At 35.3% G+C, this 20600-nt stretch carries 34 protein-coding genes; 33 read left to right on the top strand and 1 reads right to left on the bottom strand.

What is annotated here, in order from left to right:
• Positions 1 to 3 precede the first annotated feature (3 nt).
• The 32 genes from rplB to PYW31_RS03405 all read left to right on the top strand — a co-directional run bounded on the left by rplB (position 4) and on the right by PYW31_RS03405 (position 18370).
• The gene (gene rplB / locus PYW31_RS03250; protein WP_046835669.1) at positions 4 to 837 is read left to right on the top strand and encodes a 50S ribosomal protein L2; all 834 of its coding nucleotides are present in this window, start codon (positions 4 to 6) and stop codon (positions 835 to 837) included.
• A 64-nt stretch (positions 838 to 901) separates the two neighbouring features.
• Positions 902 to 1180, top strand: a complete 279-nt coding sequence (gene rpsS, locus PYW31_RS03255; RefSeq protein WP_046835668.1) for a 30S ribosomal protein S19 — start codon at positions 902 to 904, stop codon at positions 1178 to 1180.
• Positions 1181 to 1207: 27 nt separating this feature from the next.
• The gene (gene rplV, locus PYW31_RS03260; protein ID WP_002482617.1) at positions 1208 to 1561 is read left to right on the top strand and encodes a 50S ribosomal protein L22; all 354 of its coding nucleotides are present in this window, start codon (positions 1208 to 1210) and stop codon (positions 1559 to 1561) included.
• A 23-nt stretch (positions 1562 to 1584) separates the two neighbouring features.
• Complete coding sequence (gene rpsC / locus PYW31_RS03265) at positions 1585 to 2238, top strand: 30S ribosomal protein S3 (protein WP_046835667.1); 654 nt, start codon at positions 1585 to 1587, stop codon at positions 2236 to 2238.
• Positions 2239 to 2240: 2 nt separating this feature from the next.
• Positions 2241 to 2675: a 50S ribosomal protein L16 gene (rplP, locus tag PYW31_RS03270; protein WP_046835666.1), complete on the top strand. Its 435-nt coding sequence runs from the start codon at positions 2241 to 2243 to the stop codon at positions 2673 to 2675.
• Entirely contained in the window at positions 2665 to 2874 is a 210-nt protein-coding gene (rpmC, locus tag PYW31_RS03275; RefSeq protein ID WP_002482620.1) for a 50S ribosomal protein L29, read from the top strand. Before rplP ends, rpmC begins: the two co-directional genes overlap by 11 nt.
• 25 nt (positions 2875 to 2899) lie before the next feature.
• Entirely contained in the window at positions 2900 to 3163 is a 264-nt protein-coding gene (rpsQ, locus tag PYW31_RS03280; RefSeq protein ID WP_046835665.1) for a 30S ribosomal protein S17, read from the top strand.
• Positions 3164 to 3193: 30 nt separating this feature from the next.
• A complete protein-coding gene (rplN, locus tag PYW31_RS03285) occupies positions 3194 to 3562 on the top strand; it encodes a 50S ribosomal protein L14 (RefSeq protein WP_002482622.1) in 369 nt (122 codons plus the stop codon).
• A 40-nt stretch (positions 3563 to 3602) separates the two neighbouring features.
• The gene (gene rplX / locus PYW31_RS03290; RefSeq protein ID WP_046835664.1) at positions 3603 to 3920 is read left to right on the top strand and encodes a 50S ribosomal protein L24; all 318 of its coding nucleotides are present in this window, start codon (positions 3603 to 3605) and stop codon (positions 3918 to 3920) included.
• Between the two features lie 25 nt (positions 3921 to 3945).
• Positions 3946 to 4485, top strand: a complete 540-nt coding sequence (rplE, locus tag PYW31_RS03295; RefSeq protein WP_046835663.1) for a 50S ribosomal protein L5 — start codon at positions 3946 to 3948, stop codon at positions 4483 to 4485.
• A gap of 21 nt (positions 4486 to 4506) precedes the next feature.
• Positions 4507 to 4692 (top strand): type Z 30S ribosomal protein S14, encoded by a 186-nt coding sequence (locus tag PYW31_RS03300; RefSeq protein ID WP_002482625.1) that lies wholly within the window; start codon positions 4507 to 4509, stop codon positions 4690 to 4692.
• A gap of 31 nt (positions 4693 to 4723) precedes the next feature.
• Entirely contained in the window at positions 4724 to 5122 is a 399-nt protein-coding gene (rpsH, locus tag PYW31_RS03305; protein ID WP_046835662.1) for a 30S ribosomal protein S8, read from the top strand.
• A 24-nt stretch (positions 5123 to 5146) separates the two neighbouring features.
• Positions 5147 to 5683, top strand: a complete 537-nt coding sequence (gene rplF / locus PYW31_RS03310; protein WP_046835661.1) for a 50S ribosomal protein L6 — start codon at positions 5147 to 5149, stop codon at positions 5681 to 5683.
• 31 nt (positions 5684 to 5714) lie between these two features.
• The gene (gene rplR / locus PYW31_RS03315) at positions 5715 to 6077 is read left to right on the top strand and encodes a 50S ribosomal protein L18 (protein WP_046835660.1); all 363 of its coding nucleotides are present in this window, start codon (positions 5715 to 5717) and stop codon (positions 6075 to 6077) included.
• A gap of 20 nt (positions 6078 to 6097) precedes the next feature.
• Positions 6098 to 6598 carry a 30S ribosomal protein S5 gene (gene rpsE / locus PYW31_RS03320; protein WP_046835659.1) on the top strand — a complete coding sequence of 167 codons (501 nt, stop codon included), beginning with the start codon at positions 6098 to 6100 and terminating at the stop codon, positions 6596 to 6598.
• A gap of 16 nt (positions 6599 to 6614) precedes the next feature.
• A complete protein-coding gene (rpmD, locus tag PYW31_RS03325) occupies positions 6615 to 6794 on the top strand; it encodes a 50S ribosomal protein L30 (RefSeq protein ID WP_046835658.1) in 180 nt (59 codons plus the stop codon).
• A gap of 18 nt (positions 6795 to 6812) precedes the next feature.
• Complete coding sequence (gene rplO, locus PYW31_RS03330; protein WP_046835657.1) at positions 6813 to 7253, top strand: 50S ribosomal protein L15; 441 nt, start codon at positions 6813 to 6815, stop codon at positions 7251 to 7253.
• The gene (secY, locus tag PYW31_RS03335; protein ID WP_046835656.1) at positions 7253 to 8545 is read left to right on the top strand and encodes a preprotein translocase subunit SecY; all 1293 of its coding nucleotides are present in this window, start codon (positions 7253 to 7255) and stop codon (positions 8543 to 8545) included. The genes rplO and secY overlap by 1 nt, the downstream gene beginning before the upstream one ends.
• A 17-nt stretch (positions 8546 to 8562) precedes the next feature.
• Entirely contained in the window at positions 8563 to 9213 is a 651-nt protein-coding gene (locus PYW31_RS03340; protein WP_046835655.1) for an adenylate kinase, read from the top strand.
• Positions 9214 to 9387: 174 nt separating this feature from the next.
• The gene (gene infA / locus PYW31_RS03345; RefSeq protein ID WP_001118443.1) at positions 9388 to 9606 is read left to right on the top strand and encodes a translation initiation factor IF-1; all 219 of its coding nucleotides are present in this window, start codon (positions 9388 to 9390) and stop codon (positions 9604 to 9606) included.
• Between the two features lie 31 nt (positions 9607 to 9637).
• A complete protein-coding gene (rpmJ, locus tag PYW31_RS03350; protein WP_002482634.1) occupies positions 9638 to 9751 on the top strand; it encodes a 50S ribosomal protein L36 in 114 nt (37 codons plus the stop codon).
• A 21-nt stretch (positions 9752 to 9772) separates the two neighbouring features.
• Positions 9773 to 10138 (top strand): 30S ribosomal protein S13, encoded by a 366-nt coding sequence (rpsM, locus tag PYW31_RS03355; RefSeq protein ID WP_029378523.1) that lies wholly within the window; start codon positions 9773 to 9775, stop codon positions 10136 to 10138.
• Between the two features lie 23 nt (positions 10139 to 10161).
• Positions 10162 to 10551 (top strand): 30S ribosomal protein S11, encoded by a 390-nt coding sequence (gene rpsK / locus PYW31_RS03360; RefSeq protein ID WP_046835654.1) that lies wholly within the window; start codon positions 10162 to 10164, stop codon positions 10549 to 10551.
• A gap of 76 nt (positions 10552 to 10627) precedes the next feature.
• Positions 10628 to 11572: a DNA-directed RNA polymerase subunit alpha gene (locus tag PYW31_RS03365; RefSeq protein WP_046835653.1), complete on the top strand. Its 945-nt coding sequence runs from the start codon at positions 10628 to 10630 to the stop codon at positions 11570 to 11572.
• Between the two features lie 18 nt (positions 11573 to 11590).
• Positions 11591 to 11959 carry a 50S ribosomal protein L17 gene (rplQ, locus tag PYW31_RS03370; protein WP_046835652.1) on the top strand — a complete coding sequence of 123 codons (369 nt, stop codon included), beginning with the start codon at positions 11591 to 11593 and terminating at the stop codon, positions 11957 to 11959.
• A gap of 658 nt (positions 11960 to 12617) precedes the next feature.
• Positions 12618 to 13427 carry an energy-coupling factor transporter ATPase gene (locus tag PYW31_RS03375; protein WP_046835651.1) on the top strand — a complete coding sequence of 270 codons (810 nt, stop codon included), beginning with the start codon at positions 12618 to 12620 and terminating at the stop codon, positions 13425 to 13427.
• A complete protein-coding gene (locus tag PYW31_RS03380) occupies positions 13424 to 14287 on the top strand; it encodes an energy-coupling factor transporter ATPase (RefSeq protein ID WP_046835650.1) in 864 nt (287 codons plus the stop codon). Before PYW31_RS03375 ends, PYW31_RS03380 begins: the two co-directional genes overlap by 4 nt.
• Positions 14277 to 15083, top strand: coding sequence for an energy-coupling factor transporter transmembrane component T family protein (locus PYW31_RS03385; protein WP_046835649.1), 807 nt, complete (start codon positions 14277 to 14279; stop codon positions 15081 to 15083). The genes PYW31_RS03380 and PYW31_RS03385 overlap by 11 nt, the downstream gene beginning before the upstream one ends.
• 4 nt (positions 15084 to 15087) lie before the next feature.
• Complete coding sequence (truA, locus tag PYW31_RS03390; protein ID WP_046835648.1) at positions 15088 to 15891, top strand: tRNA pseudouridine(38-40) synthase TruA; 804 nt, start codon at positions 15088 to 15090, stop codon at positions 15889 to 15891.
• 209 nt (positions 15892 to 16100) lie between these two features.
• Positions 16101 to 16538 (top strand): 50S ribosomal protein L13, encoded by a 438-nt coding sequence (gene rplM / locus PYW31_RS03395; RefSeq protein WP_046835647.1) that lies wholly within the window; start codon positions 16101 to 16103, stop codon positions 16536 to 16538.
• Positions 16539 to 16557: 19 nt separating this feature from the next.
• Positions 16558 to 16950 (top strand): 30S ribosomal protein S9, encoded by a 393-nt coding sequence (gene rpsI / locus PYW31_RS03400; RefSeq protein WP_046835646.1) that lies wholly within the window; start codon positions 16558 to 16560, stop codon positions 16948 to 16950.
• Between the two features lie 547 nt (positions 16951 to 17497).
• Positions 17498 to 18370: an alpha/beta hydrolase gene (locus PYW31_RS03405; RefSeq protein WP_053042459.1), complete on the top strand. Its 873-nt coding sequence runs from the start codon at positions 17498 to 17500 to the stop codon at positions 18368 to 18370.
• Positions 18371 to 18422: 52 nt separating this feature from the next.
• Here PYW31_RS03405 and PYW31_RS03410 read toward each other — a convergent pair whose 3' ends face one another.
• Positions 18423 to 19424 (bottom strand): LLM class flavin-dependent oxidoreductase, encoded by a 1002-nt coding sequence (locus PYW31_RS03410; RefSeq protein ID WP_046835645.1) that lies wholly within the window; start codon positions 19422 to 19424, stop codon positions 18423 to 18425.
• A gap of 147 nt (positions 19425 to 19571) precedes the next feature.
• On the opposite strand from PYW31_RS03410, the gene PYW31_RS03415 reads away from it, so the two are divergent.
• Positions 19572 to 20579 (top strand): NADP-dependent oxidoreductase, encoded by a 1008-nt coding sequence (locus PYW31_RS03415; RefSeq protein WP_046835644.1) that lies wholly within the window; start codon positions 19572 to 19574, stop codon positions 20577 to 20579.
• The last annotated feature ends 21 nt before the right edge of the window (positions 20580 to 20600 follow it).

The raw sequence follows: 20600 nt of genomic DNA on the forward strand, positions 1-20600 counted from the left end.
ACAATGGCTCTAAAAAAATATAAGCCAATTACTAATGGTCGTCGTAATATGACTTCGTTAGATTTCGCAGAAATTACGAAAACTACACCAGAAAAGTCATTATTACAACCGCTACCGAAAAAAGCGGGACGAAATAACCAAGGTAAATTGACAGTTCGCCATCATGGTGGAGGACATAAACGTCAATACCGTGTTATTGATTTCAAACGTAATAAAGATGGCATCAACGCTAAAGTTGATTCAATTCAATATGATCCAAACCGTTCAGCAAACATTGCTTTATTAGTTTACGCTGATGGAGAAAAACGCTATATCATCGCTCCAAAAAACCTAAAAGTAGGTCAAGTACTTGAGAGTGGTGAAGAAGCAGATATCAAATTAGGTAATGCATTACCATTACAATTCATTCCAGTAGGTACAGTAGTTCACAACATCGAGTTAAAACCTGGTAAAGGTGGACAAATCGCTCGTTCAGCTGGTGCTAGTGCACAAGTACTTGGTAAAGAAGGAAAATATGTGTTAATCAGATTGAGATCTGGTGAAGTACGTATGATTCTTTCAACTTGCCGTGCTACTATTGGTCAAGTTGGTAACATCCAACATGAACTTGTAAACGTTGGTAAAGCAGGACGTTCAAGATGGAAAGGCATTCGCCCTACAGTTCGTGGTTCTGTAATGAACCCTAACGATCACCCACACGGTGGTGGTGAAGGTCGTGCACCTATCGGTAGACCATCTCCAATGTCACCTTGGGGTAAACCTACGCTTGGTAAGAAAACTCGTCGTGGTAAAAAATCATCAGACAAACTTATCGTTCGTGGTCGTAAGAAAAAATAAAAATAACTTATTTGCGTGTGCGGCATAATTGCTGCACGCACACAATAAGAAGGGAGGCGCCACTATGGCTCGTAGTATTAAAAAAGGACCTTTCGCTGACGATCATCTAAAGAAAAAAGTTGAAGCGCAAAGCGGAAGCGAGAAAAAACAAGTAATTAAAACTTGGTCACGTCGTTCAACTATTTTCCCTGATTTCATCGGACATACATTCGCTGTATATGATGGTCGTAAACATGTTCCAGTATTCGTTACTGAAGATATGGTTGGTCATAAATTAGGAGAATTTGCTCCGACACGTACATTCAAAGGTCACGTAGCAGATGACAAAAAAACTAGAAGATAATTCTAACAGGTAGAGGAGGAACTCTGAATGGAAGCAAAAGCGGTTGCTAAAACAATAAGAATCGCACCTCGTAAAGTTAGATTAGTATTAGATCTAATTAGAGGCAAAAGCGCTGGTGAAGCGATTGCGATTTTAAAATTAAAAAACAAAGCTTCATCACCAGTAGTTGAAAAATTACTAATGTCCGCTCTAGCAAATGCTGAACATAACTATGACATGAACACTGATGAATTAATAGTTAAAGAAGCTTATGCTAATGAAGGACCAACATTAAAACGTTTCCGTCCACGTGCACAAGGTCGTGCAAGTGCGATAAACAAACGTACAAGCCACATTACAATCGTCGTAAGTGACGGTAAAGAAGAAGCTAAAGAAGCTTAATCATTTTTTAAGGAGGGAACACTGTGGGTCAAAAAATTAATCCAATCGGACTTCGTGTTGGTGTAATCCGTGATTGGGAAGCTAAATGGTATGCAGAAAAAGACTTCGCATCATTATTACACGAAGATTTAAAAATCCGTAAGTTTATTGATAACGCATTAAATGAAGCATCAGTTTCTCACGTTGACATTGAACGTGCTGCTAATCGTATCAACATCGCTATTCATACTGGTAAGCCAGGTATGGTAATTGGTAAAGGCGGTTCAGAAATTGAAAAATTACGTAACAAATTAAATACATTAACAAGCAAAAAAGTACACATCAATGTAATTGAAATCAAAAAAGTTGATTTAGATGCTAAACTTGTTGCAGAAAACATTGCACGTCAATTAGAAAACCGTGCATCATTCCGTCGTGTACAAAAACAAGCTATTACAAGAGCTATGAAGATTGGTGCTAAAGGTATCAAAACTCAAGTTTCAGGTCGTTTAGGCGGAGCTGACATCGCTCGTGCTGAGCAATATTCAGAAGGAACTGTTCCACTTCATACACTACGTGCTGACATTAGTTATGCACATGCAGAAGCTGACACAACTTATGGTAAATTAGGTGTCAAAGTATGGATCTATCGTGGAGAAGTTCTTCCTACTAAGAACACTAGTGAAGGAGGAAAATAATAATGTTACTACCAAAACGTGTAAAATATCGTCGTCAACATCGTCCTAAAACAACTGGTCGTTCTAAAGGCGGTAACTATGTAACATTTGGTGAGTATGGTTTACAAGCTACTACAACATCTTGGATCACATCTCGTCAAATCGAATCAGCTCGTATTGCAATGACACGTTTCATGAAGCGTGGCGGGAAAGTTTGGATTAAAATCTTCCCACATACACCTTACACTAAAAAACCTCTAGAAGTACGTATGGGTGCTGGTAAAGGTGCCGTTGAAGGCTGGATTGCTGTAGCAAAACCAGGTAGAATTTTATTTGAAATCGCAGGCGTTGATGAAGAAACAGCGCGCGAAGCATTACGTTTAGCAAGTCACAAACTTCCAGTGAAAACTAAGTTTGTAAAACGTGAAGAATTGGGTGGTGAAACAAATGAAAGCTAAGGAAATTAGAGACTTAACCACTTCAGAGATAGAAGAACAAATTAAATCTTCTAAAGAAGAGCTTTTTAACCTACGCTTTCAGTTAGCTACAGGTCAATTAGAAGAGACTGCACGTATTCGCACAGTAAGAAAAACGATTGCACGTCTAAAAACTGTTGCTCGTGAAAGAGAAATTGAACAAGGTAAAGCTAATCAATAATTAATTGAAAGAGGAGGTTACAAAAGTGAGCGAAAGAAATGATCGTAAAGTTTATGTAGGTAGAGTCGTTTCCGATAAAATGGACAAAACTGTAACTGTACTTGTTGAAACATACAAAACGCACAAATTATATGGTAAACGAGTAAAATACTCTAAAAAATACAAAACTCATGATGAAAACAACTCAGCTAAATTAGGGGACACAGTTAAGATTCAAGAAACACGTCCTTTATCAGCAACTAAACGTTTCCGTTTGGTAGAAATTGTTGAAGAATCAGTTATTATTTAATAAATAGTGAAGATAAAGGAGGTTTAACTCATGATCCAACAAGAAACACGTTTGAAAGTAGCAGATAACTCTGGTGCACGTGAAGTTCTTACAATCAAAGTATTAGGTGGATCTGGTCGTAAAACAGCTAATATTGGTGACGTTATCGTAGTAAGTGTTAAAAATGCTACACCAGGTGGCGTTGTCAAAAAAGGTGAAGTAGTTAAAGCTGTTGTCGTACGTACTAAATCAGGCGTACGTCGTAACGATGGTTCATACATCAAATTTGATGAAAATGCATGTGTCATTATTCGTGACGACAAAGGCCCACGCGGTACTCGTATCTTTGGACCAGTTGCTCGTGAATTACGTGAAGGTAACTTCATGAAAATTGTATCATTAGCTCCAGAAGTACTTTAATAATCATTTATAAATATATAAATTTAAGGAGGTGCCACACATGCATATCAAAAAAGGTGACAACGTAAAAGTTATCGCAGGTAAAGACAAAGGTAAAGAAGGTAAAGTTGTTTCAACTGAACCTAAAAAAGACCGTGTCGTTGTGGAAGGTGTCAATTTTATTAAAAAGCACCAAAAACCAACTCAATTTAATCCTGAAGGTGGAATCTTAGAAACAGAGGCAGCAATCCATGTTTCTAACGTACAATTATTAGACCCTAAAACGAATGAACCAACTCGTGTTGGATATAAATTCGAAGATGGTAAAAAAGTTCGTATCGCTAAAAAATCAGGCGAAGAAATTAAATCTAATAATTAATAACTAATTGAAAGGAGGATCCACTGTGAACCGTTTAAAAGAAAAATACAACACTGAAGTTGCTCAAAACTTAGTTAAACAATTTGACTATAGTTCAGTAATGGAAGTACCAAAAATAGAAAAAATAGTTGTGAATATGGGTGTTGGTGACGCTGTTCAAAACACTAAAGTACTAGATGATGCTGTTGAAGAATTACAAGCAATCACTGGTCAAAAACCATTAGTAACAAAAGCTAAAAAATCAGTAGCTACATTCCGTTTACGTGAAGGTATGCCAATCGGTGCGAAAGTAACACTTCGCGGAGAAAGAATGTATGACTTTATTGATAAATTAATCTCAGTTTCACTACCACGTGTACGTGATTTCCGCGGTGTATCAAAATCTGCATTCGACGGTAGAGGTAACTACACTTTAGGTGTTAAAGAACAATTAATTTTCCCAGAAATCGATTATGACCGAGTAAGTAAAATACGAGGAATGGATATCGTTATCGTAACAACTGCTAACACTGACGAGGAAGCTCGTGAATTGTTAACACAATTCGGTATGCCATTTCAAAAATAATCTCTAAAGGAGGCTAATTAAGTGGCTAAAACTTCAATGGTTGCTAAGCAACAAAAAAAACAAAAGTTCCAAGTACGTGAATACACTCGTTGTGAACGCTGTGGTCGTCCACATTCCGTATACCGTAAATTTAAATTATGCCGTATTTGTTTCCGTGAATTAGCTTATAAAGGCCAAATCCCTGGCGTACGTAAAGCTAGCTGGTAATACAAAATAGTCTGAAAGGAGGCAACAATCAATGACAATCAACGATCCAATTGCAGATATGCTAACTCGTGTAAGAAACGCAAACATGGTGCGTCACGATAAATTAGAATTACCTGCTTCAAACATTAAAAAAGAAATTGCTGAAATTTTAAAAAGTGAAGGTTTCATTAAAAACGTAGAATTTGTTGAAGACGATAAACAAGGGGTAATCCGTTTATTCCTTAAATATGGTCAAAACAATGAACGTGTTATCACTGGATTAAAACGTATCTCTAAACCTGGTTTACGTGTTTATGCAAAAGCTAACGAAGTACCTAAAGTACTTAACGGTTTAGGAATTGCATTAGTATCTACTTCAGAAGGTGTTATCACTGATAAAGAAGCTAGAAAACGTAATGTCGGTGGAGAAATTTTAGGATACGTTTGGTAATAATAAATAAGGAGGTGCGATAACATGAGTCGTGTTGGTAAAAAAATTATTGACATTCCTAGTGACGTAACAGTAAGTATTGAAAAACATACAATAACTGTTAAAGGTCCTAAAGGTGAATTATCTAGAACATTTAATGAAAGAATGACATATAAACAAGATGAAAGTACTATTGAAGTTGTAAGACCAACTGATTCTAAAGATGATAGAACAGTACATGGTACAACTCGTGCTTTACTCAACAATATGATACAAGGTGTTTCAAAAGGATACCAAAAAACGCTTGAACTTGTTGGTGTTGGTTACCGTGCTCAAATGCAAGGTAACGACTTAATCTTAAACGTTGGTTACTCTCATCCAGTTGAATTTAAAGCTGAAGACGGTATCACTTTCTCAGTTGAGAAAAACACAACAGTAACAGTAGCTGGTATTTCTAAAGAACAAGTTGGAGGAATAGCTTCTAACATCCGTTCAGTAAGACCTCCAGAACCTTATAAAGGTAAAGGAATTCGTTACCAAGGTGAACACGTTCGCCGTAAAGAAGGTAAAACTGGTAAATAATAAATAACTTTCAGAAGAAAGGAGTAATAAAATGATCAGCAAAATTGATAAAAACAAAGTGCGTTTAAAAAGACATGCACGTGTCCGTACTAAGTTATCTGGCACAGCTGAAAAACCACGCTTAAACATCTATCGTTCAAACAAGCATATCTATGCACAAGTTATCGATGATATTAATGGCAAAACATTAGCTCAAGCTTCTACACAAGAAACAGAATTAGCTAATGAAACAGGTTCAAAAGTTGAATTGTCAGCAAAAGTCGGCGAAACAGTAGCTAAAAGAGCTAGCGAAAAAGGCGTTAAAGCAATCGTATTTGACCGTGGAGGATATTTATACCATGGCCGTGTTAAAGCCTTAGCAGATGCAGCTCGTGAAAATGGTTTAGAATTTTAATTTAAAGGAGGGACATTTACATGGCTCGTAGAGAAGAAGAAGCGAAAGAATTTGAAGAACGCGTTGTTACAATTAACCGTGTCGCAAAAGTTGTAAAAGGTGGTCGTCGTTTCCGTTTCACTGCTTTAGTAGTAGTTGGAGATAGAAATGGTCGCGTTGGATTCGGTACTGGTAAAGCTCAAGAGGTACCTGAAGCAATCAAAAAAGCTGTTGAAGCAGCTAAAAAAGATCTAGTCGTAGTTCCACGTGTTGAAGGTACTACACCTCACACAGTTACTGGACGTTTCAGTTCAGGTAGCGTATTTATGAAACCAGCTGCACCTGGTACAGGTGTTATCGCAGGTGGCCCTGTTCGTGCCGTATTAGAATTAGCAGGTATCACTGATATCTTAAGTAAATCATTAGGTTCAAATACACCAATCAACATGGTTCGTGCAACACTTAATGGATTAAAAAACCTTAAAAATGCTGAAGAAGTTGCAAAATTACGTGGCAAATCAGTAGAAGAATTATACAATTAAGGAGGGAAAATAAGTTATGGCTAAATTACAAATTACCCTCAGTCGTAGTGTTATAGGTCGTCCAGAAACACAACGTAAAACTGTTGAAGCTTTAGGTTTGAAAAAAACGAATTCTTCAGTAGTTGTTGAAGATAACCCAGCTATTCGCGGGCAAATCAACAAAGTAAGTCACTTAGTGACAGTAGAAGAAAAATAATTATAAGGAGGTGCCGAAATGAAATTACATGAGTTAAAACCGGCAGAAGGTTCTCGTAAAGTTCGTAACCGCGTTGGACGTGGTGCAGCTACTGGTAACGGTAAAACTAGTGGTCGTGGACAAAAAGGTCAAAAAGCTCGTTCAGGTGGTAGTGTAAGACCAGGCTTCGAAGGTGGTCAATTACCATTATTCCGTCGCTTGCCAAAACGAGGTTTTACTAACATCAACCGTAAAGAATATGCTATTGTTAACTTAGACCAACTTAATAAATTTGAGGATGGTACTGAAGTAACTCCTGCTTTATTAGTAGAATCTGGTGTAGTTAAGAGTGAAAAATCTGGTATTAAAGTACTAGGTAATGGCTCACTTGACAAAAAGTTATCAGTGAAAGCTCACAAATTCTCTGCATCTGCAGCAGAAGCTATTGATGCTAAAGGTGGAGCACACGAGGTGATCTAATGGTAGAAACGCTTGTGAACTTCTTTAAAACTAAAGAAGTTCGTAACAAGATCTTTTTTACTCTCGCAATGTTAGTTATTTTTAAGATAGGTACTTATATTCCAGCGCCTGGGGTGAACCCAGCTGCCTTTGACAGTCAACAAGGTTCTCAAGGTGTCACTGATTTGTTAAATACATTTGGTGGCGGAGCCTTGAAGAACTTTTCTATCTTTGCCATGGGTATAATGCCTTATATAACTGCATCCATAGTTATGCAGTTATTACAAATGGATATTATTCCGAAGTTTACAGAGTGGGCAAAACAAGGTGATGCAGGTAGAAAAAAACTTAATAACGTAACGCGTTATTTTGCAATTATTCTTGCATTTATCCAATCAATTGGTATGGCTTTCCAATTTAATAATTATTTGAAAGGTCAGTTGATCATGGATCAATCGATTTTCAGTTATTTATTAATTGCTGTTGTTTTAACAGCTGGAACGGCATTCTTAATTTGGTTAGGTGAACAAATCACTCAGTTTGGTGTTGGTAATGGTATTTCAATAATTATCTTTGCAGGCATTTTGTCTTCATTACCTTCATCCTTAATTCAATTCTATCAACAAGCGTTTGTAGGGCAAGATGATGTCACTATGGCGTGGTTGAAAGTACTTGGATTAGTTGTGGGAATGATATTATTAACTGTTGGAGCAATTTACGTATTACAAGCTGTTCGTAAAATTCCAATTCAATATGCCAAGAAACAATCAACACAGCGATTAGGTTCACAAGCAACGTATTTACCTTTGAAAGTTAACTCTGCAGGGGTTATCCCAGTTATCTTTTCAATGGCGTTCTTCTTGTTACCAAGAACATTAACATTGTTCTTCCCTGACGCTAGTTGGGCGCAAAAGATTTCAGATGTTGCAAATCCATCGAATAATATCGGTATGATCGTATACGTAGTACTGATTATTGCTTTCGCATACTTCTATGCATTTGTGCAAGTTAATCCTGAAAAGATGGCAGATAACCTTAAGAAACAAGGAAGTTATGTTCCGGGCATTAGACCTGGCGAGCAAACAAAAAAATATATTACTAGAGTACTCTATCGTTTAACATTTGTTGGATCAATATTCTTAGCTGTAATTGCGATTCTTCCAATTATTGCAACTAAAGTAATGAGCTTGCCTCAATCGATTCAAGTAGGCGGTACTAGCTTACTAATCGTAATTGGTGTTGCAATTGAAACGATGAAGAGTCTTGAGGCTCAAGTGAGTCAAAAAGACTATAGAGGCTTTGGTGGTAGATAAATTGTAGGAGGGCACTTATGAATATCATTTTAATGGGTTTACCTGGAGCAGGTAAAGGAACTCAAGCGAGTGAAATTGTAAAGAAATTCCCAATTCCACACATATCTACTGGCGACATGTTCAGAAAAGCGATTAAAGATGAAACTGATTTAGGTAAAGAAGCTAAATCATACATGGATCGTGGAGAATTAGTCCCTGATGAAGTTACTGTGGGTATCGTTAAAGAAAGAATTTCTGAAGACGATGCGAAAAAAGGATTCTTATTAGATGGTTTTCCTCGTACTATTGAACAAGCTGAAGCATTAAGTGAAATCATGCAAGAATTAGATAGAAAAATTGATGCTGTTATCAATATAGAGGTACCTGAAGAAGAATTAATGAACCGCCTTACTGGTCGTAGAATCTGTGAAAAATGCGGAACTACTTATCATCTTGTATTCAATCCTCCAAAAGTTGATGGTATTTGTGATCTTGACGGTGGTAAATTATATCAACGTGAAGACGACAATCCAGAAACAGTTGCTAATCGTTTAAACGTCAATGTTAAACAATCTAAACCTATCTTGGAATTCTATGATAATAAACAAGTATTAAATAACATTGATGGTTCTAGAGATATTAAAGTCGTTACTGAAGACGTTATTAGTATCTTAGAAGACTTAAAATAAAATCAACTTTGTACGGTCTATGTAATGCTAAAAAGTATAATTGAATAAGAGTGACAATGCGATTAAGTAATTCATTTTAATTTTGTTAAACTTATTAACAACACTTATAGACTCGTATGGTTAGAGTTGATTGTCGACGATAACCAACTATTGCAAGAAGGGGGAAGTTAATAAATGGCTAAACAAGATGTAATTGAATTAGAAGGTACTGTATTAGATACTTTACCAAATGCAATGTTTAAAGTAGAATTAGAAAATGGTCATGAGATTTTAGCTCACGTTAGTGGTAAAATCAGAATGAATTATATTCGTATTCTACCTGGCGACAAAGTAACAGTAGAAATGTCTCCGTATGACTTAACACGCGGCAGAATTACTTATCGTTATAAATAGTTGTCACTCCATAATATAGGGAGGTATTAAAATGAAAGTAAGACCATCAGTAAAACCAATTTGCGAAAAATGTAAAGTCATTAAACGTAAAGGTAAAGTAATGGTAATTTGTAGCAATCCTAAGCATAAACAAAGACAAGGCTAAAAAAGAGAGGTGTAAATAATTATGGCACGTATTGCAGGAGTAGATATTCCACGTGAAAAACGTATTGTTATTTCATTAACATATGTATATGGTATCGGTACAACTACAGCAAACAAAATTGCTGAAGAAGCAAATGTATCACCAGAAACTCGCGTTAAAGATTTAACAGATGATGAATTAGGTCGTATCCGTGAAGTTGTTGACAGCTATAAAGTAGAAGGTGACTTACGTCGTGAGCAAAATTTAAACATTAAACGTTTAATGGAAATCTCATCATACCGTGGTATCCGTCACCGTCGTGGCTTACCAGTACGCGGACAAAAGACTAAAAACAATGCTCGTACTCGTAAAGGCCCAGTTAAAACTGTAGCTAACAAGAAAAAATAATAGGTAAAGGAGGCAAAATTTAAATGGCACGTAAACAAGTATCTCGTAAACGTAGAGTGAAAAAGAATATTGAAAATGGTGTGGCACACATCCGTTCAACATTCAACAATACAATCGTAACAATCACTGATGAATTCGGTAATGCTTTATCATGGTCATCAGCAGGTGCACTTGGATTTAGAGGATCAAAAAAATCAACTCCATTTGCAGCACAAATGGCAGCAGAAACTGCTTCAAAAACAGCTATGGAACATGGCTTGAAAACTGTTGAAGTAACTGTAAAAGGTCCAGGTCCTGGTCGTGAATCAGCTATCCGTGCATTACAATCAGCTGGATTAGAAGTAACTGCTATTCGTGACGTTACTCCAGTTCCACACAATGGTTGTCGTCCACCAAAACGTCGTCGCGTATAATTTTATTGTTATTGTCGCAGGTCACTGAGAAATACAGTACAAATCAAGTCGACGTAATCAAGGAGGATATTTGTAAATGATTGAAATCGAAAAACCTAGAATTGAAACAATTGAAATTAGTGATGATGCTAAATTCGGTAAGTTCGTTGTTGAACCACTAGAACGTGGCTACGGTACTACACTAGGAAACTCCTTACGTCGTATCCTACTATCTTCATTACCAGGTGCAGCCGTTAAGTACATTGAAATCGAAGGCGTTTTACACGAATTCTCAGCTATAGATAATGTTGTTGAAGATGTTTCTACGATTATTATGAACATCAAAAAATTAGCATTAAAAATCTATTCTGAAGAAGATAAAACTTTAGAAATCGATGTTAAAGATGAAGGCGAAGTAACTGCGAGTGACATTACTCATGATAGTGATGTAGAGATTTTAAATCCTGAGATTAAAATCGCAACAGTTTCAAAAGGTGGACATTTAAAAATCCGTCTAGTTGCCAATAAGGGTAGAGGTTACGCATTAGCAGAACAAAATAATACTAGTGATTTACCAATTGGTGTAATTCCAGTGGATTCACTTTATTCACCTGTTGAACGTGTTAACTATACAGTAGAAAACACGCGCGTAGGTCAAAGTAGTGATTTTGATAAATTAACTTTGGATGTTTGGACTAATGGTTCTATTACGCCACAAGAATCTGTTTCATTAGCTGCAAAAATCTTAACTGAACACTTGAATATCTTCGTTGGATTAACTGATGAAGCTCAAAATGCTGAAATCATGATTGAAAAAGAAGAAGATCAAAAAGAAAAAGTACTTGAAATGTCAATTGAAGAATTAGACTTATCTGTCCGTTCTTATAATTGTTTAAAACGCGCAGGTATCAACTCTGTTCAAGAATTAGCTGATAAATCAGAAGCAGATATGATGAAAGTGCGTAATTTAGGTCGTAAATCTTTAGAAGAAGTTAAATATAAACTTGAAGACTTAGGTTTAGGCTTAAGAAAAGAAGATTAATATAAAGGAGGTTAACTCATGGGTTACAGAAAATTAGGTCGTACTTCTGATCAACGTAAAGCTATGTTACGCGATTTAGCTACTTCACTTATCGTTAGTGAGCGTGTTGAAACTACAGAAGCTCGTGCAAAAGAATTACGTAGTGTTGTTGAAAAATTAATCACTTTAGGTAAAAAAGGAGATTTAGCTTCACGTCGTCAAGCTGCTAAAACTTTACGTAATGTAGAAATCTTAAATGAAGATGAAACGATTCAAACTGCGCTACAAAAATTATTCGGTGAAATTGCTGAACGTTATACAGAACGTCAAGGTGGTTACACTCGTATTCTTAAAGTAGGTCCTCGTCGCGGCGACGGTGCTGAATCAGTTATTATCGAATTAGTTTAATTTAAATATGCGTACTACTATATATAAAGCAAATGAGTGCAATGATAATGTTTGCCACATACAAATATTGTCTAGCTCAGAGTGCCCCATCAACTAAATAAACTTTAAAGCGTGAACTCAAAAACAATGATGGGGTGCGCGCTTTTTTTATTTTTAGTCCCCCTTGACTCTTAAGAGCTTAGGGGGACTTATGCAATTGCAAAGCAATAGCGAACCCATTAAGCCCTTGACTCTTAAGAGCTTAGGGAGACTTATGCAATTGCAAAGCAATAGCGAACCATTAAGCCCTTGACTCATAAGAGCTTAGGGGGACTTATGCAATTGCGAAGCAATAGCGAACCATTAAGCCCTTGACTCATAAGAGCTTAGGGGGACTTATGTAATTGCAAAGCAATAGCGAACCCATTAAGCCCTTGACTCATAAGAGCTTAGGGGGACTTATGCAATTGCAAAGCAATAGCGAACCATTAAGCCCTTGACTCTTAAGAGCTTAGGGGCGTTGGTGACATAAAGTTATGTATTTACTAGCAAATGCATAAAAAGTACTAAAGCTAAAAAAAGTTTATTAGTACTTCTTTAACATGCATTCACTCAATATTTCATGTAAAATAGAAAAGGTATATAAAGTGAGAATCAAAAACTTTTGGAGGCAATTGATATGGATACGCAAGAAAATATCATTAAATTTAATCATGTTTCATTTAAATATAATAGTGATGAACCACTTGCGTTAAGTGACGTATCTTTTGATATTCCAAAAGGTAAATGGACATCCATTGTTGGTCACAATGGATCTGGTAAATCTACTATAGCAAAATTGATGATTGGTATTGAATCACCTGCTGAAGGTCATATTTACTTTAAAGATAAGTGTATTAATAAAGAAGATTTGAATTATTTAAGAAAACATATCGGTATCGTTTTTCAAAATCCAGAAAATCAATTTGTTGGTTCTACAGTAGAATATGACGTGGCTTTTGGTCTCGAAAATCATGCAGTTACTTATGAGAAAATGCGTGAACTTGTTCCTAAAGCTTTATTAGATGTAGATATGTTAGATAGAGCAGAATATGAACCACAGTCCTTATCTGGTGGTCAAAAGCAACGTGTAGCTATAGCGGGTGTACTTGCGTTAAATACAGACATTATAATTTTAGATGAGGCGACATCAATGTTAGATCCTGCGGGTAGAAAAGAATTATTGACATTAATTCATCAGCTTAAGGCTGATAATGATGTAACTATTATTTCTATTACGCATGACTTAAGTGAGGCAGCAGAAGCAGACCATTTAGTAGTTTTGAATGAAGGTACAGTATTTCAAACTGGTTTACCTCAAAGTATTTTTAATTATGCAGATAGATTAACGGATATTGGATTAGACCTGCCGTTTTCAATACGTATGAATCAATATCTATCTGATACTACTGAATACATAACTTATGAAGGGTTGTTGAAAAAGCTATGACAGTCAACTTTAACAAAGTCAGTTATGTTTATCAAAGAGGTACACCATTTGAGCATCTTGCATTAAGAGATGTGGTAACGTCCTTTGAACAAGGTAAATACTACGCTATTATAGGTCAAACAGGGTCAGGTAAATCAACATTGATACAGCACTTTAATGGCTTGTTAAAGCCATCTAAAGGCGCGTTACAAGTCGATGATGTAACGATCACTCATAAGACAAAGGATAAGCAATTAAAGCAGTTACGTAAGCGTGTAGGTGTTGTGTTTCAATTTCCTGAGTCTCAATTATTTGAGGATTCTGTAGAACGAGAAATTATGTTTGGCCCTAAGAATTTTGACATGCCTTTAGATGAAGTGAAAGATAGAGCCTTCCATTTACTTTTAGACTTTGATTTCAATAGAGATATACTACAGCAGTCTCCTTTTCAAATGTCAGGGGGACAAATGAGAAAAATAGCTATTACATCGATTTTAGCTATGGATCCTGATGTTGTTATTCTTGATGAACCTACAGCTGGTTTAGATCCAAAAAGTAGAAAACAAATTATGGAGTTAATTAAAAAGTTACAAATAGAACAAAATAAAACCATTATACTTGTGACACATGAAATGAATGACGTAGCTAAGTATGTAGATGAAGTTAAAATTATGAAACGTGGGAAACTGATTGAATCATGCTCACCACGCAAGTTATTTAGTGATACTAATTATGTGAATCAACTTCATTTAGATGTGCCAGATATTGTGAAATTACAGAGAGATATAGAAGATAAATATCAATACGATTTCAGTAAAATTGCGTTAACAGAAGCAGAGTTCATCGCGATGTATAAAGAGTGGCGCCAAGATGAAAGATAAGTTTATTATTGGACGTTACTTACCCTTAGACACATTAGTGCATCGTTTAGATCCACGCGCAAAATTAATATTTGTGTTCTTCTTTATCATTTTAATCTTTTTTGCACATTCATTTGCTACTTATTTATGGTTGTTTATTTTAATTCTTTTATTTGTGAAGCTAGCTCATATCAAACTTTGGTTCTTATTTAAAGGCTTAACACCCATTTGGATTTTCCTAGTGTTTACATTGCTTATGCACTTGTTTTTAACTAAAGGTGGAACACGATTAGTTGAATTGAGCTTTATTTCAATTGACACACAAGGGATATTAGAAGGTATCTATATTGTTTTAAGACTGATGTTTATTATTATGATATCAACTATTATGACGTTGACTACAAGCCCTATAGACTTAACAGATGCGTTTGAACGTTTATTATCACCGTTAAAATTGATTAAAATACCTGTACATCAGCTGAGTATGATGATGTCAATCGCATTGCGTTTTATCCCCACATTGATGAATGAGTTAGATAAGATTATTTTAGCTCAAAAGTCACGTGGCTCAGAAATTAGTTCTGGTGGTTTAGCGAATCGTATAAAGGCATTTATTCCATTATTGATTCCACTATTTATTTCTGCATTTCAAAGGGCAGAAGATTTAGCCATTGCTATGGAAGTAAGAGGCTATGAAACAAATAAGCAAAGAACGAGTTATCGAAAGCTAAAATGGCAATGGCCGGATAGTTTGTTATTGGTATTACTATTACCCATAATAGTTATATTATTTGCTTTGAAATTAATAGGAGTGTAAGTTAATGCGCGTTTTGGTAAATATTTCGTATCAAGGAAGCCAGTTTCTTGGTTTTCAAATACAGCAAAATGGTAGAACAGTACAACAACAATTCGAAAGAATATTAAAAAGAATGCACAAACATCATGTTCGTATACAGGCCACAAGTCGCACAGATAGAGGCGTACATGCCATACAACAATATTTTCACTTTGATTCAGAATTAAATATTTCTGAGCAACAATGGAAATATGTTATGAATCGTGCTTTGCCAGATGATGTATATGTCAAAGACGTCAGGTTTGTTGATGAAGCTTTTCATTGTAGATATGATTGTGTAGGAAAATCCTATCGCTATAAAGTTTATCAATCGCCACATAAGGATCCATTTCAAAGTGGGTTAAAAACATATATACCAGATACATTAGATATTGATAAAATGGACCGTGCAGCGCAATTATTTATAGGTACACATGATTTTACTGGTTTTTGTTCTCAAAAAACAGAGATAGAAAGTAAAGTGCGCACATTATATAATAGTAGAATTAAAAAAACAACAGATGGCTTTGATTATATTGTAACTGGCTCTGGTTTCCTATATAATATGGTACGTGTGTTAATGGCTTTTCTAATAGAAGTTGGCAAAGGAAAACGGGAACCTGAAGAAGTACCATATTTATTAGAATTGAAAGATCGTAATCAAATTCCGTTCACAGCGCCGGCAGAAGGATTATATTTAGAAAAAATATATTTTACTTCTGAAGAACTAAAAAATGATTATGGCCATGATATAGAAATACATCAAAAAAATTCATCGAAAAATATCTAAATTACATTGACAAAACGACATAAAAATTATACGATTACTAACGGTATTGTTTTATATCACCCACGATAAGCCCCGGAATCTTATTGTGTTACAAGATATAGAAGCACGTAGAACAACAATTAAAAAATAAATGAAATTTATGATTTAAAAGTAATAACTATTAAACAAGAAATATTTATTTATTTATTTACTCTAGGAGGACAATTATTATGCGTCAAACATTTATGGCAAATGAATCAAACATTGAGCGCAAATGGTATGTTATTGATGCTGACGGTCAAACACTTGGTCGTTTATCATCAGAAGTAGCATCTATTTTACGCGGTAAAAATAAAGTAACTTTTACACCACACGTTGATAGTGGTGATTATGTAATCATCATCAATGCTTCAAACATTCAGTTCACAGGTAATAAAGAGCAAGATAAAATGTATTACCGTCACTCAAACCATCCAGGTGGAATTAAATCAATTTCTGCTGGTGAGTTAAAAGCAACTAACCCAGAACGTTTAATTGAAAACTCAATTAAAGGTATGTTACCAAGTACTCGTTTAGGCGAAAAACAAGGTAAAAAATTATTTGTATATGGTGGCGCTGAACATCCACACGCTGCACAACAACCAGAAAACTACGAGTTACGTGGTTAATTAGAAGGAGGAAATTACATTGGCACAAGTTGAATATAGAGGTACAGGCCGTCGTAAAAACTCAGTAGCACGTGTACGTTTAGTACCAGGTGAAGGTAACATCACAGTTAATGACCGTGACGTACGTAGCTACTTACCATTTGAATCATTAATTTTAGATATAAACCAAGCATTCGATGTAACAGAAACTAAAGGTAACTATGATGTATTAGTTAACGTTAAAGGTGGCGGTTTCACTGGACAAGCTCAAGCTATCCGTCACGGTATTTCTCGTGCATTATTAGAAGCTGATCCTGAATACAGAGGTTCTTTAAAACGCGCTGGATTACTTACTCGTGACCCACGTATGAAAGAACGTAAAAAACCAGGTCTTAAAAAAGCACGTCGTTCACCACAATTCTCAAAACGTTAAGAATTACTGGATTTGTTGCAAACGTGTTTGCAGCTTCCGTATACGAGTATGCATAGCATATGACTTAACCTTAAGAGACTTCAAAAGCACTCCTCGAATTTATTCGAGGGGTGCTTTTTTGCGTGAAAAATAATTAGGATCAAACAACAGTAAAACTAAATGGAACTAAGGCACAATATTTGAATGGTGACAGATGGTTTATGTATAAAGTAATGATTTAATTTCTATTAGCTAATGTCACTTATAAGATTTGGACTAGAACTAAACATATTTGCTAAAAAGAAAAGGTAGAGTTGTCTTTAATAGCGCGAAATTGTATTTTTCTATGAATAATTTTATTGGAATTGAGCATTACTTCTAAGATTTTAACAGTTATCAATAAAGTTTTTTAATGTTTTATAAACTTAATATTAACTTTATGTTGTTTGTATAAATAACGTTTTTTGAAAGCATACTCATAAAATACAAGGGTAAGCAAAGAATAGTATGTAGCATCATTTATATACATGCTTACTAACTTAATATTTTTATAAGAGGTGAAGTGCAATTGAAACTACATAGCAAAAATATTTTAATGCGAATGGTCACAATCGTCACGATAGCAACGTTAACTGTAATGTCACTATTACTTTTTGTTGATGCAAATAACGATATTAAGGCTGCTGAAAAACCTGAGCAACAAAGTGTGCCGACATTTTATTTACATGGTCACAGTGGTTCTGAAAAATCTATGCGATACTTAATTCAATCTGCTGTTAACAAAGGTGTTACAAAAAATGTCATTAAAGCGCATGTTTCAGCTGATGGAAATGTAACATTTGAAGGAGATATAAATGCGAATGATCCACACCCGATTGTTCAAATTATATTAGAAGATAATAAAAATTGGGATTACGAGCAAAACGCTGTATGGTTAAAAAATGTCATAACTGAAACAAATAAGCATATGGAATTTAATAAGTTTAATATGGTGGCACATTCAATGGGGAATTTGACGTTAAGTTATTATATGCTTAATTACGGTGATGATGATTCATTACCACAACTTAACAAGCAAGTGGATACTGGTGCCCCGTTGAATGGCATATTAGGTAGAGACGATAAGCCGAATCGTGTTAAATTAGATGAAAATAGCAAGCCAGATAAAATGACTGATGAATATAAAGAGTTGCAACAAATGAAGTATAATTATCCTCAACAATCAGTGGAGGTATTAAATATCTACGGTGATCTATTAGATGGTACGCATTCAGATGGTAAGGTAACCACGCAATCTTCATTATCATTAAAGTATTTATTAGATGGTTATGTAAAATCATATAGAACGTTCAAAGTTGAAGGTGAACATGGAGAGCATAGCGCATTGCATGATTATAATGTAGTAGCAGAGGAAGTTAATGCATTCTTATGGAATGAATAAAAAAAGCACTGTAATTTGGGTCAATGATTGGATTGACGCATTACAGTGCTTTTTAAATGGTTAAATCGATCTCTCTCGCTATTAAATCCAACATATTTTTTCTGTTTTCTTCTCCGAATATATGTGGTTGTATCATTATTTCATCTACCTCATAAGAAGAACGTATAGCTTTTAATTGCTTAATGATTTCAGCAGGCATACCACTAATTACACGGCGTTTATTTTTTTCTACTTTTAATAGCTCTCTATCTGAAAAATCTCTAGCCTCGGCATATTGGATAGATGGATAAGATTTGGGTTGATCTAAATAGTTTATACGCAATAGCCATAAATGAAATGCGCGTTCTAAACTAGATAATTGTTCGCTTGTTGAAGCGGTAATGACAAATGTAGAAATGATGACATAAGGCTGTTTATCATGATGAAGTTGTTTAAATAAATTACGGTAATGTTCGATGACATTAGAGACATTGTCATTACTTTGACCCATTAAAGCAATGACAAAAGATAATCCTTGTTGAGCTGCTAATGTAGCACTCTTCATACTCATACCTAGAATATACATTATAGGTTTAGAGTTTATGATGGGGGTTGCATACAAATCTGTAAAACGTGTTTGGTCGCTAGTGTCATCATTGAAATAATGAACTAAATCAGAGATTTGTGTATCGTAATCGACTGGTTTAGATTTATGCTCATTTAATGCATGATTTACGTTTTTAAAACTGGGGGAATGTCCAGTACCTAAATTAACTCTACCAGGATGCCTAGCTTCCATTATTTTAAATTGTTCAGCTACTTTATAAGCACTATAATGCGGTAACATAACCCCACCACTACCAATATGAATTGTTGAAGTATTTTCTAACAGTGACATCATGACCATTTCTGGGGCACTTGATGCTACTGAAAATACTTGGTGATGCTCAGCTACCCAATAACGATGGAAACCTAAGCGTTCTGCTAATTGTGCTAATTCTATTGTATGATTTAAAGCTTGTGCTGCATTTTGGCCTTCGAAAATAGGGACATAATCTAAAATACTTAGTTTCACAAAAATTCTCCTTATCACTTTAAGATTAGCCATAGCGCTAATTTAAAACAATCATAACACGTTCATAAATAATCGAATAAGCGATTTGTTTGAATGCACATGACTATAACTATAAAATAAGAGAAAAGAAAGAATGGAGGCAATATAATGAAAACAGAACAAATCGTGTTAGCCAAAAGACCAGAAGGTGTTCCTTCAGATGATGTATTTAGATATGAAACTACTGAACTAAATGAGCTCAAAAAAGATGAGATTCAAGTTGAAGCCCTGTACATTTCAGTTGATCCATACATGAGAGGTCGTATGGACGATAGTGATTCTTATATTCAACCATTCCAAATAGACCAACCACTGTCAGGTCATGTGGTTGGTAAAGTATTAGCATCCAATGTAGAGCAATTCGAAAAAGGTGATATTGTCACTGGACAATTACCATGGCAAAAAATAACTAATATACCAGCCAAACATGTTATTAAAGTATCAAATCAAGATATTCCTTTATATTTATATTTAAGTGTATTGGGAATGACTGGTCAAACAGCCTATCATGGATTACTGAAAATTGGGCAACCTGAAGCGGGAGAAACAGTAGTAGTCTCAGCTGCTTCAGGTGCAGTTGGATCTGTCGTAGGCCAAATTGCCAAGCTAAAAGGGGCATACGTAGTGGGTATAGCTGGAGGCCCTGAAAAAACAGCTTATTTAACTGATGAGTTAGGATTTGATGTGGGAATTGATTATAAAGATGAGCAGTTTTCTGAACAGCTTGCTAATGCGGTGCCCAAAGGAGTAGATGTCTATTTCGAAAATGTTGGTGGCGCCATTGCAGATGAAGTTATGAAACACTTAAATCAATTTGCGAGAATCCCTGTGTGTGGTGCTATATCTGGATATAATGATACAACAGTTGATTATGGCCCTAGAATACAACCAACTTTGATTAAAGCACAAGCACTAATGAAAGGATTTGTTGTAGCTAATTATGCCGATGATTTTTCAGCCGCAAGTAAACAATTAGCACAATGGGTTCAAGAAGATAAAATTAAAACAAAAACATCTGTAATGGATGGATTTGAAAATATCCCAAATGCTTTTAGAAATTTATTTACTGGTGATAATTTTGGTAAACAAGTAGTTAAAGTTTCAGATCATACCTAATTAAATAAAGGAGCTGTGTAT

This window comes from Staphylococcus succinus (assembly GCF_029024945.1).
Taxonomy (GTDB): domain Bacteria; phylum Bacillota; class Bacilli; order Staphylococcales; family Staphylococcaceae; genus Staphylococcus; species Staphylococcus succinus.

Coding starts and splice junctions, on each gene's coding strand:
- PYW31_RS03415 (WP_046835644.1), top strand. CDS start 19,572: ATGAAAACAGAACAAATCGTGTTAGCCAAAAGACCAGAAGGTGTTCCT.
- rpmJ (WP_002482634.1), top strand. CDS start 9,638: ATGAAAGTAAGACCATCAGTAAAACCAATTTGCGAAAAATGTAAAGTC.
- rplF (WP_046835661.1), top strand. CDS start 5,147: ATGAGTCGTGTTGGTAAAAAAATTATTGACATTCCTAGTGACGTAACA.
- rplO (WP_046835657.1), top strand. CDS start 6,813: ATGAAATTACATGAGTTAAAACCGGCAGAAGGTTCTCGTAAAGTTCGT.
- rpmC (WP_002482620.1), top strand. CDS start 2,665: ATGAAAGCTAAGGAAATTAGAGACTTAACCACTTCAGAGATAGAAGAA.
- rplN (WP_002482622.1), top strand. CDS start 3,194: ATGATCCAACAAGAAACACGTTTGAAAGTAGCAGATAACTCTGGTGCA.
- PYW31_RS03380 (WP_046835650.1), top strand. CDS start 13,424: ATGACAGTCAACTTTAACAAAGTCAGTTATGTTTATCAAAGAGGTACA.
- PYW31_RS03365 (WP_046835653.1), top strand. CDS start 10,628: ATGATTGAAATCGAAAAACCTAGAATTGAAACAATTGAAATTAGTGAT.
- rplP (WP_046835666.1), top strand. CDS start 2,241: ATGTTACTACCAAAACGTGTAAAATATCGTCGTCAACATCGTCCTAAA.
- rpsM (WP_029378523.1), top strand. CDS start 9,773: ATGGCACGTATTGCAGGAGTAGATATTCCACGTGAAAAACGTATTGTT.
- rplX (WP_046835664.1), top strand. CDS start 3,603: ATGCATATCAAAAAAGGTGACAACGTAAAAGTTATCGCAGGTAAAGAC.
- rpsH (WP_046835662.1), top strand. CDS start 4,724: ATGACAATCAACGATCCAATTGCAGATATGCTAACTCGTGTAAGAAAC.
- rplM (WP_046835647.1), top strand. CDS start 16,101: ATGCGTCAAACATTTATGGCAAATGAATCAAACATTGAGCGCAAATGG.
- rpsS (WP_046835668.1), top strand. CDS start 902: ATGGCTCGTAGTATTAAAAAAGGACCTTTCGCTGACGATCATCTAAAG.
- infA (WP_001118443.1), top strand. CDS start 9,388: ATGGCTAAACAAGATGTAATTGAATTAGAAGGTACTGTATTAGATACT.
- PYW31_RS03375 (WP_046835651.1), top strand. CDS start 12,618: ATGGATACGCAAGAAAATATCATTAAATTTAATCATGTTTCATTTAAA.
- rplR (WP_046835660.1), top strand. CDS start 5,715: ATGATCAGCAAAATTGATAAAAACAAAGTGCGTTTAAAAAGACATGCA.
- rpsK (WP_046835654.1), top strand. CDS start 10,162: ATGGCACGTAAACAAGTATCTCGTAAACGTAGAGTGAAAAAGAATATT.
- rpsE (WP_046835659.1), top strand. CDS start 6,098: ATGGCTCGTAGAGAAGAAGAAGCGAAAGAATTTGAAGAACGCGTTGTT.
- PYW31_RS03385 (WP_046835649.1), top strand. CDS start 14,277: ATGAAAGATAAGTTTATTATTGGACGTTACTTACCCTTAGACACATTA.
- rpmD (WP_046835658.1), top strand. CDS start 6,615: ATGGCTAAATTACAAATTACCCTCAGTCGTAGTGTTATAGGTCGTCCA.
- secY (WP_046835656.1), top strand. CDS start 7,253: ATGGTAGAAACGCTTGTGAACTTCTTTAAAACTAAAGAAGTTCGTAAC.
- truA (WP_046835648.1), top strand. CDS start 15,088: ATGCGCGTTTTGGTAAATATTTCGTATCAAGGAAGCCAGTTTCTTGGT.
- rplQ (WP_046835652.1), top strand. CDS start 11,591: ATGGGTTACAGAAAATTAGGTCGTACTTCTGATCAACGTAAAGCTATG.
- PYW31_RS03340 (WP_046835655.1), top strand. CDS start 8,563: ATGAATATCATTTTAATGGGTTTACCTGGAGCAGGTAAAGGAACTCAA.
- rplB (WP_046835669.1), top strand. CDS start 4: ATGGCTCTAAAAAAATATAAGCCAATTACTAATGGTCGTCGTAATATG.
- rplV (WP_002482617.1), top strand. CDS start 1,208: ATGGAAGCAAAAGCGGTTGCTAAAACAATAAGAATCGCACCTCGTAAA.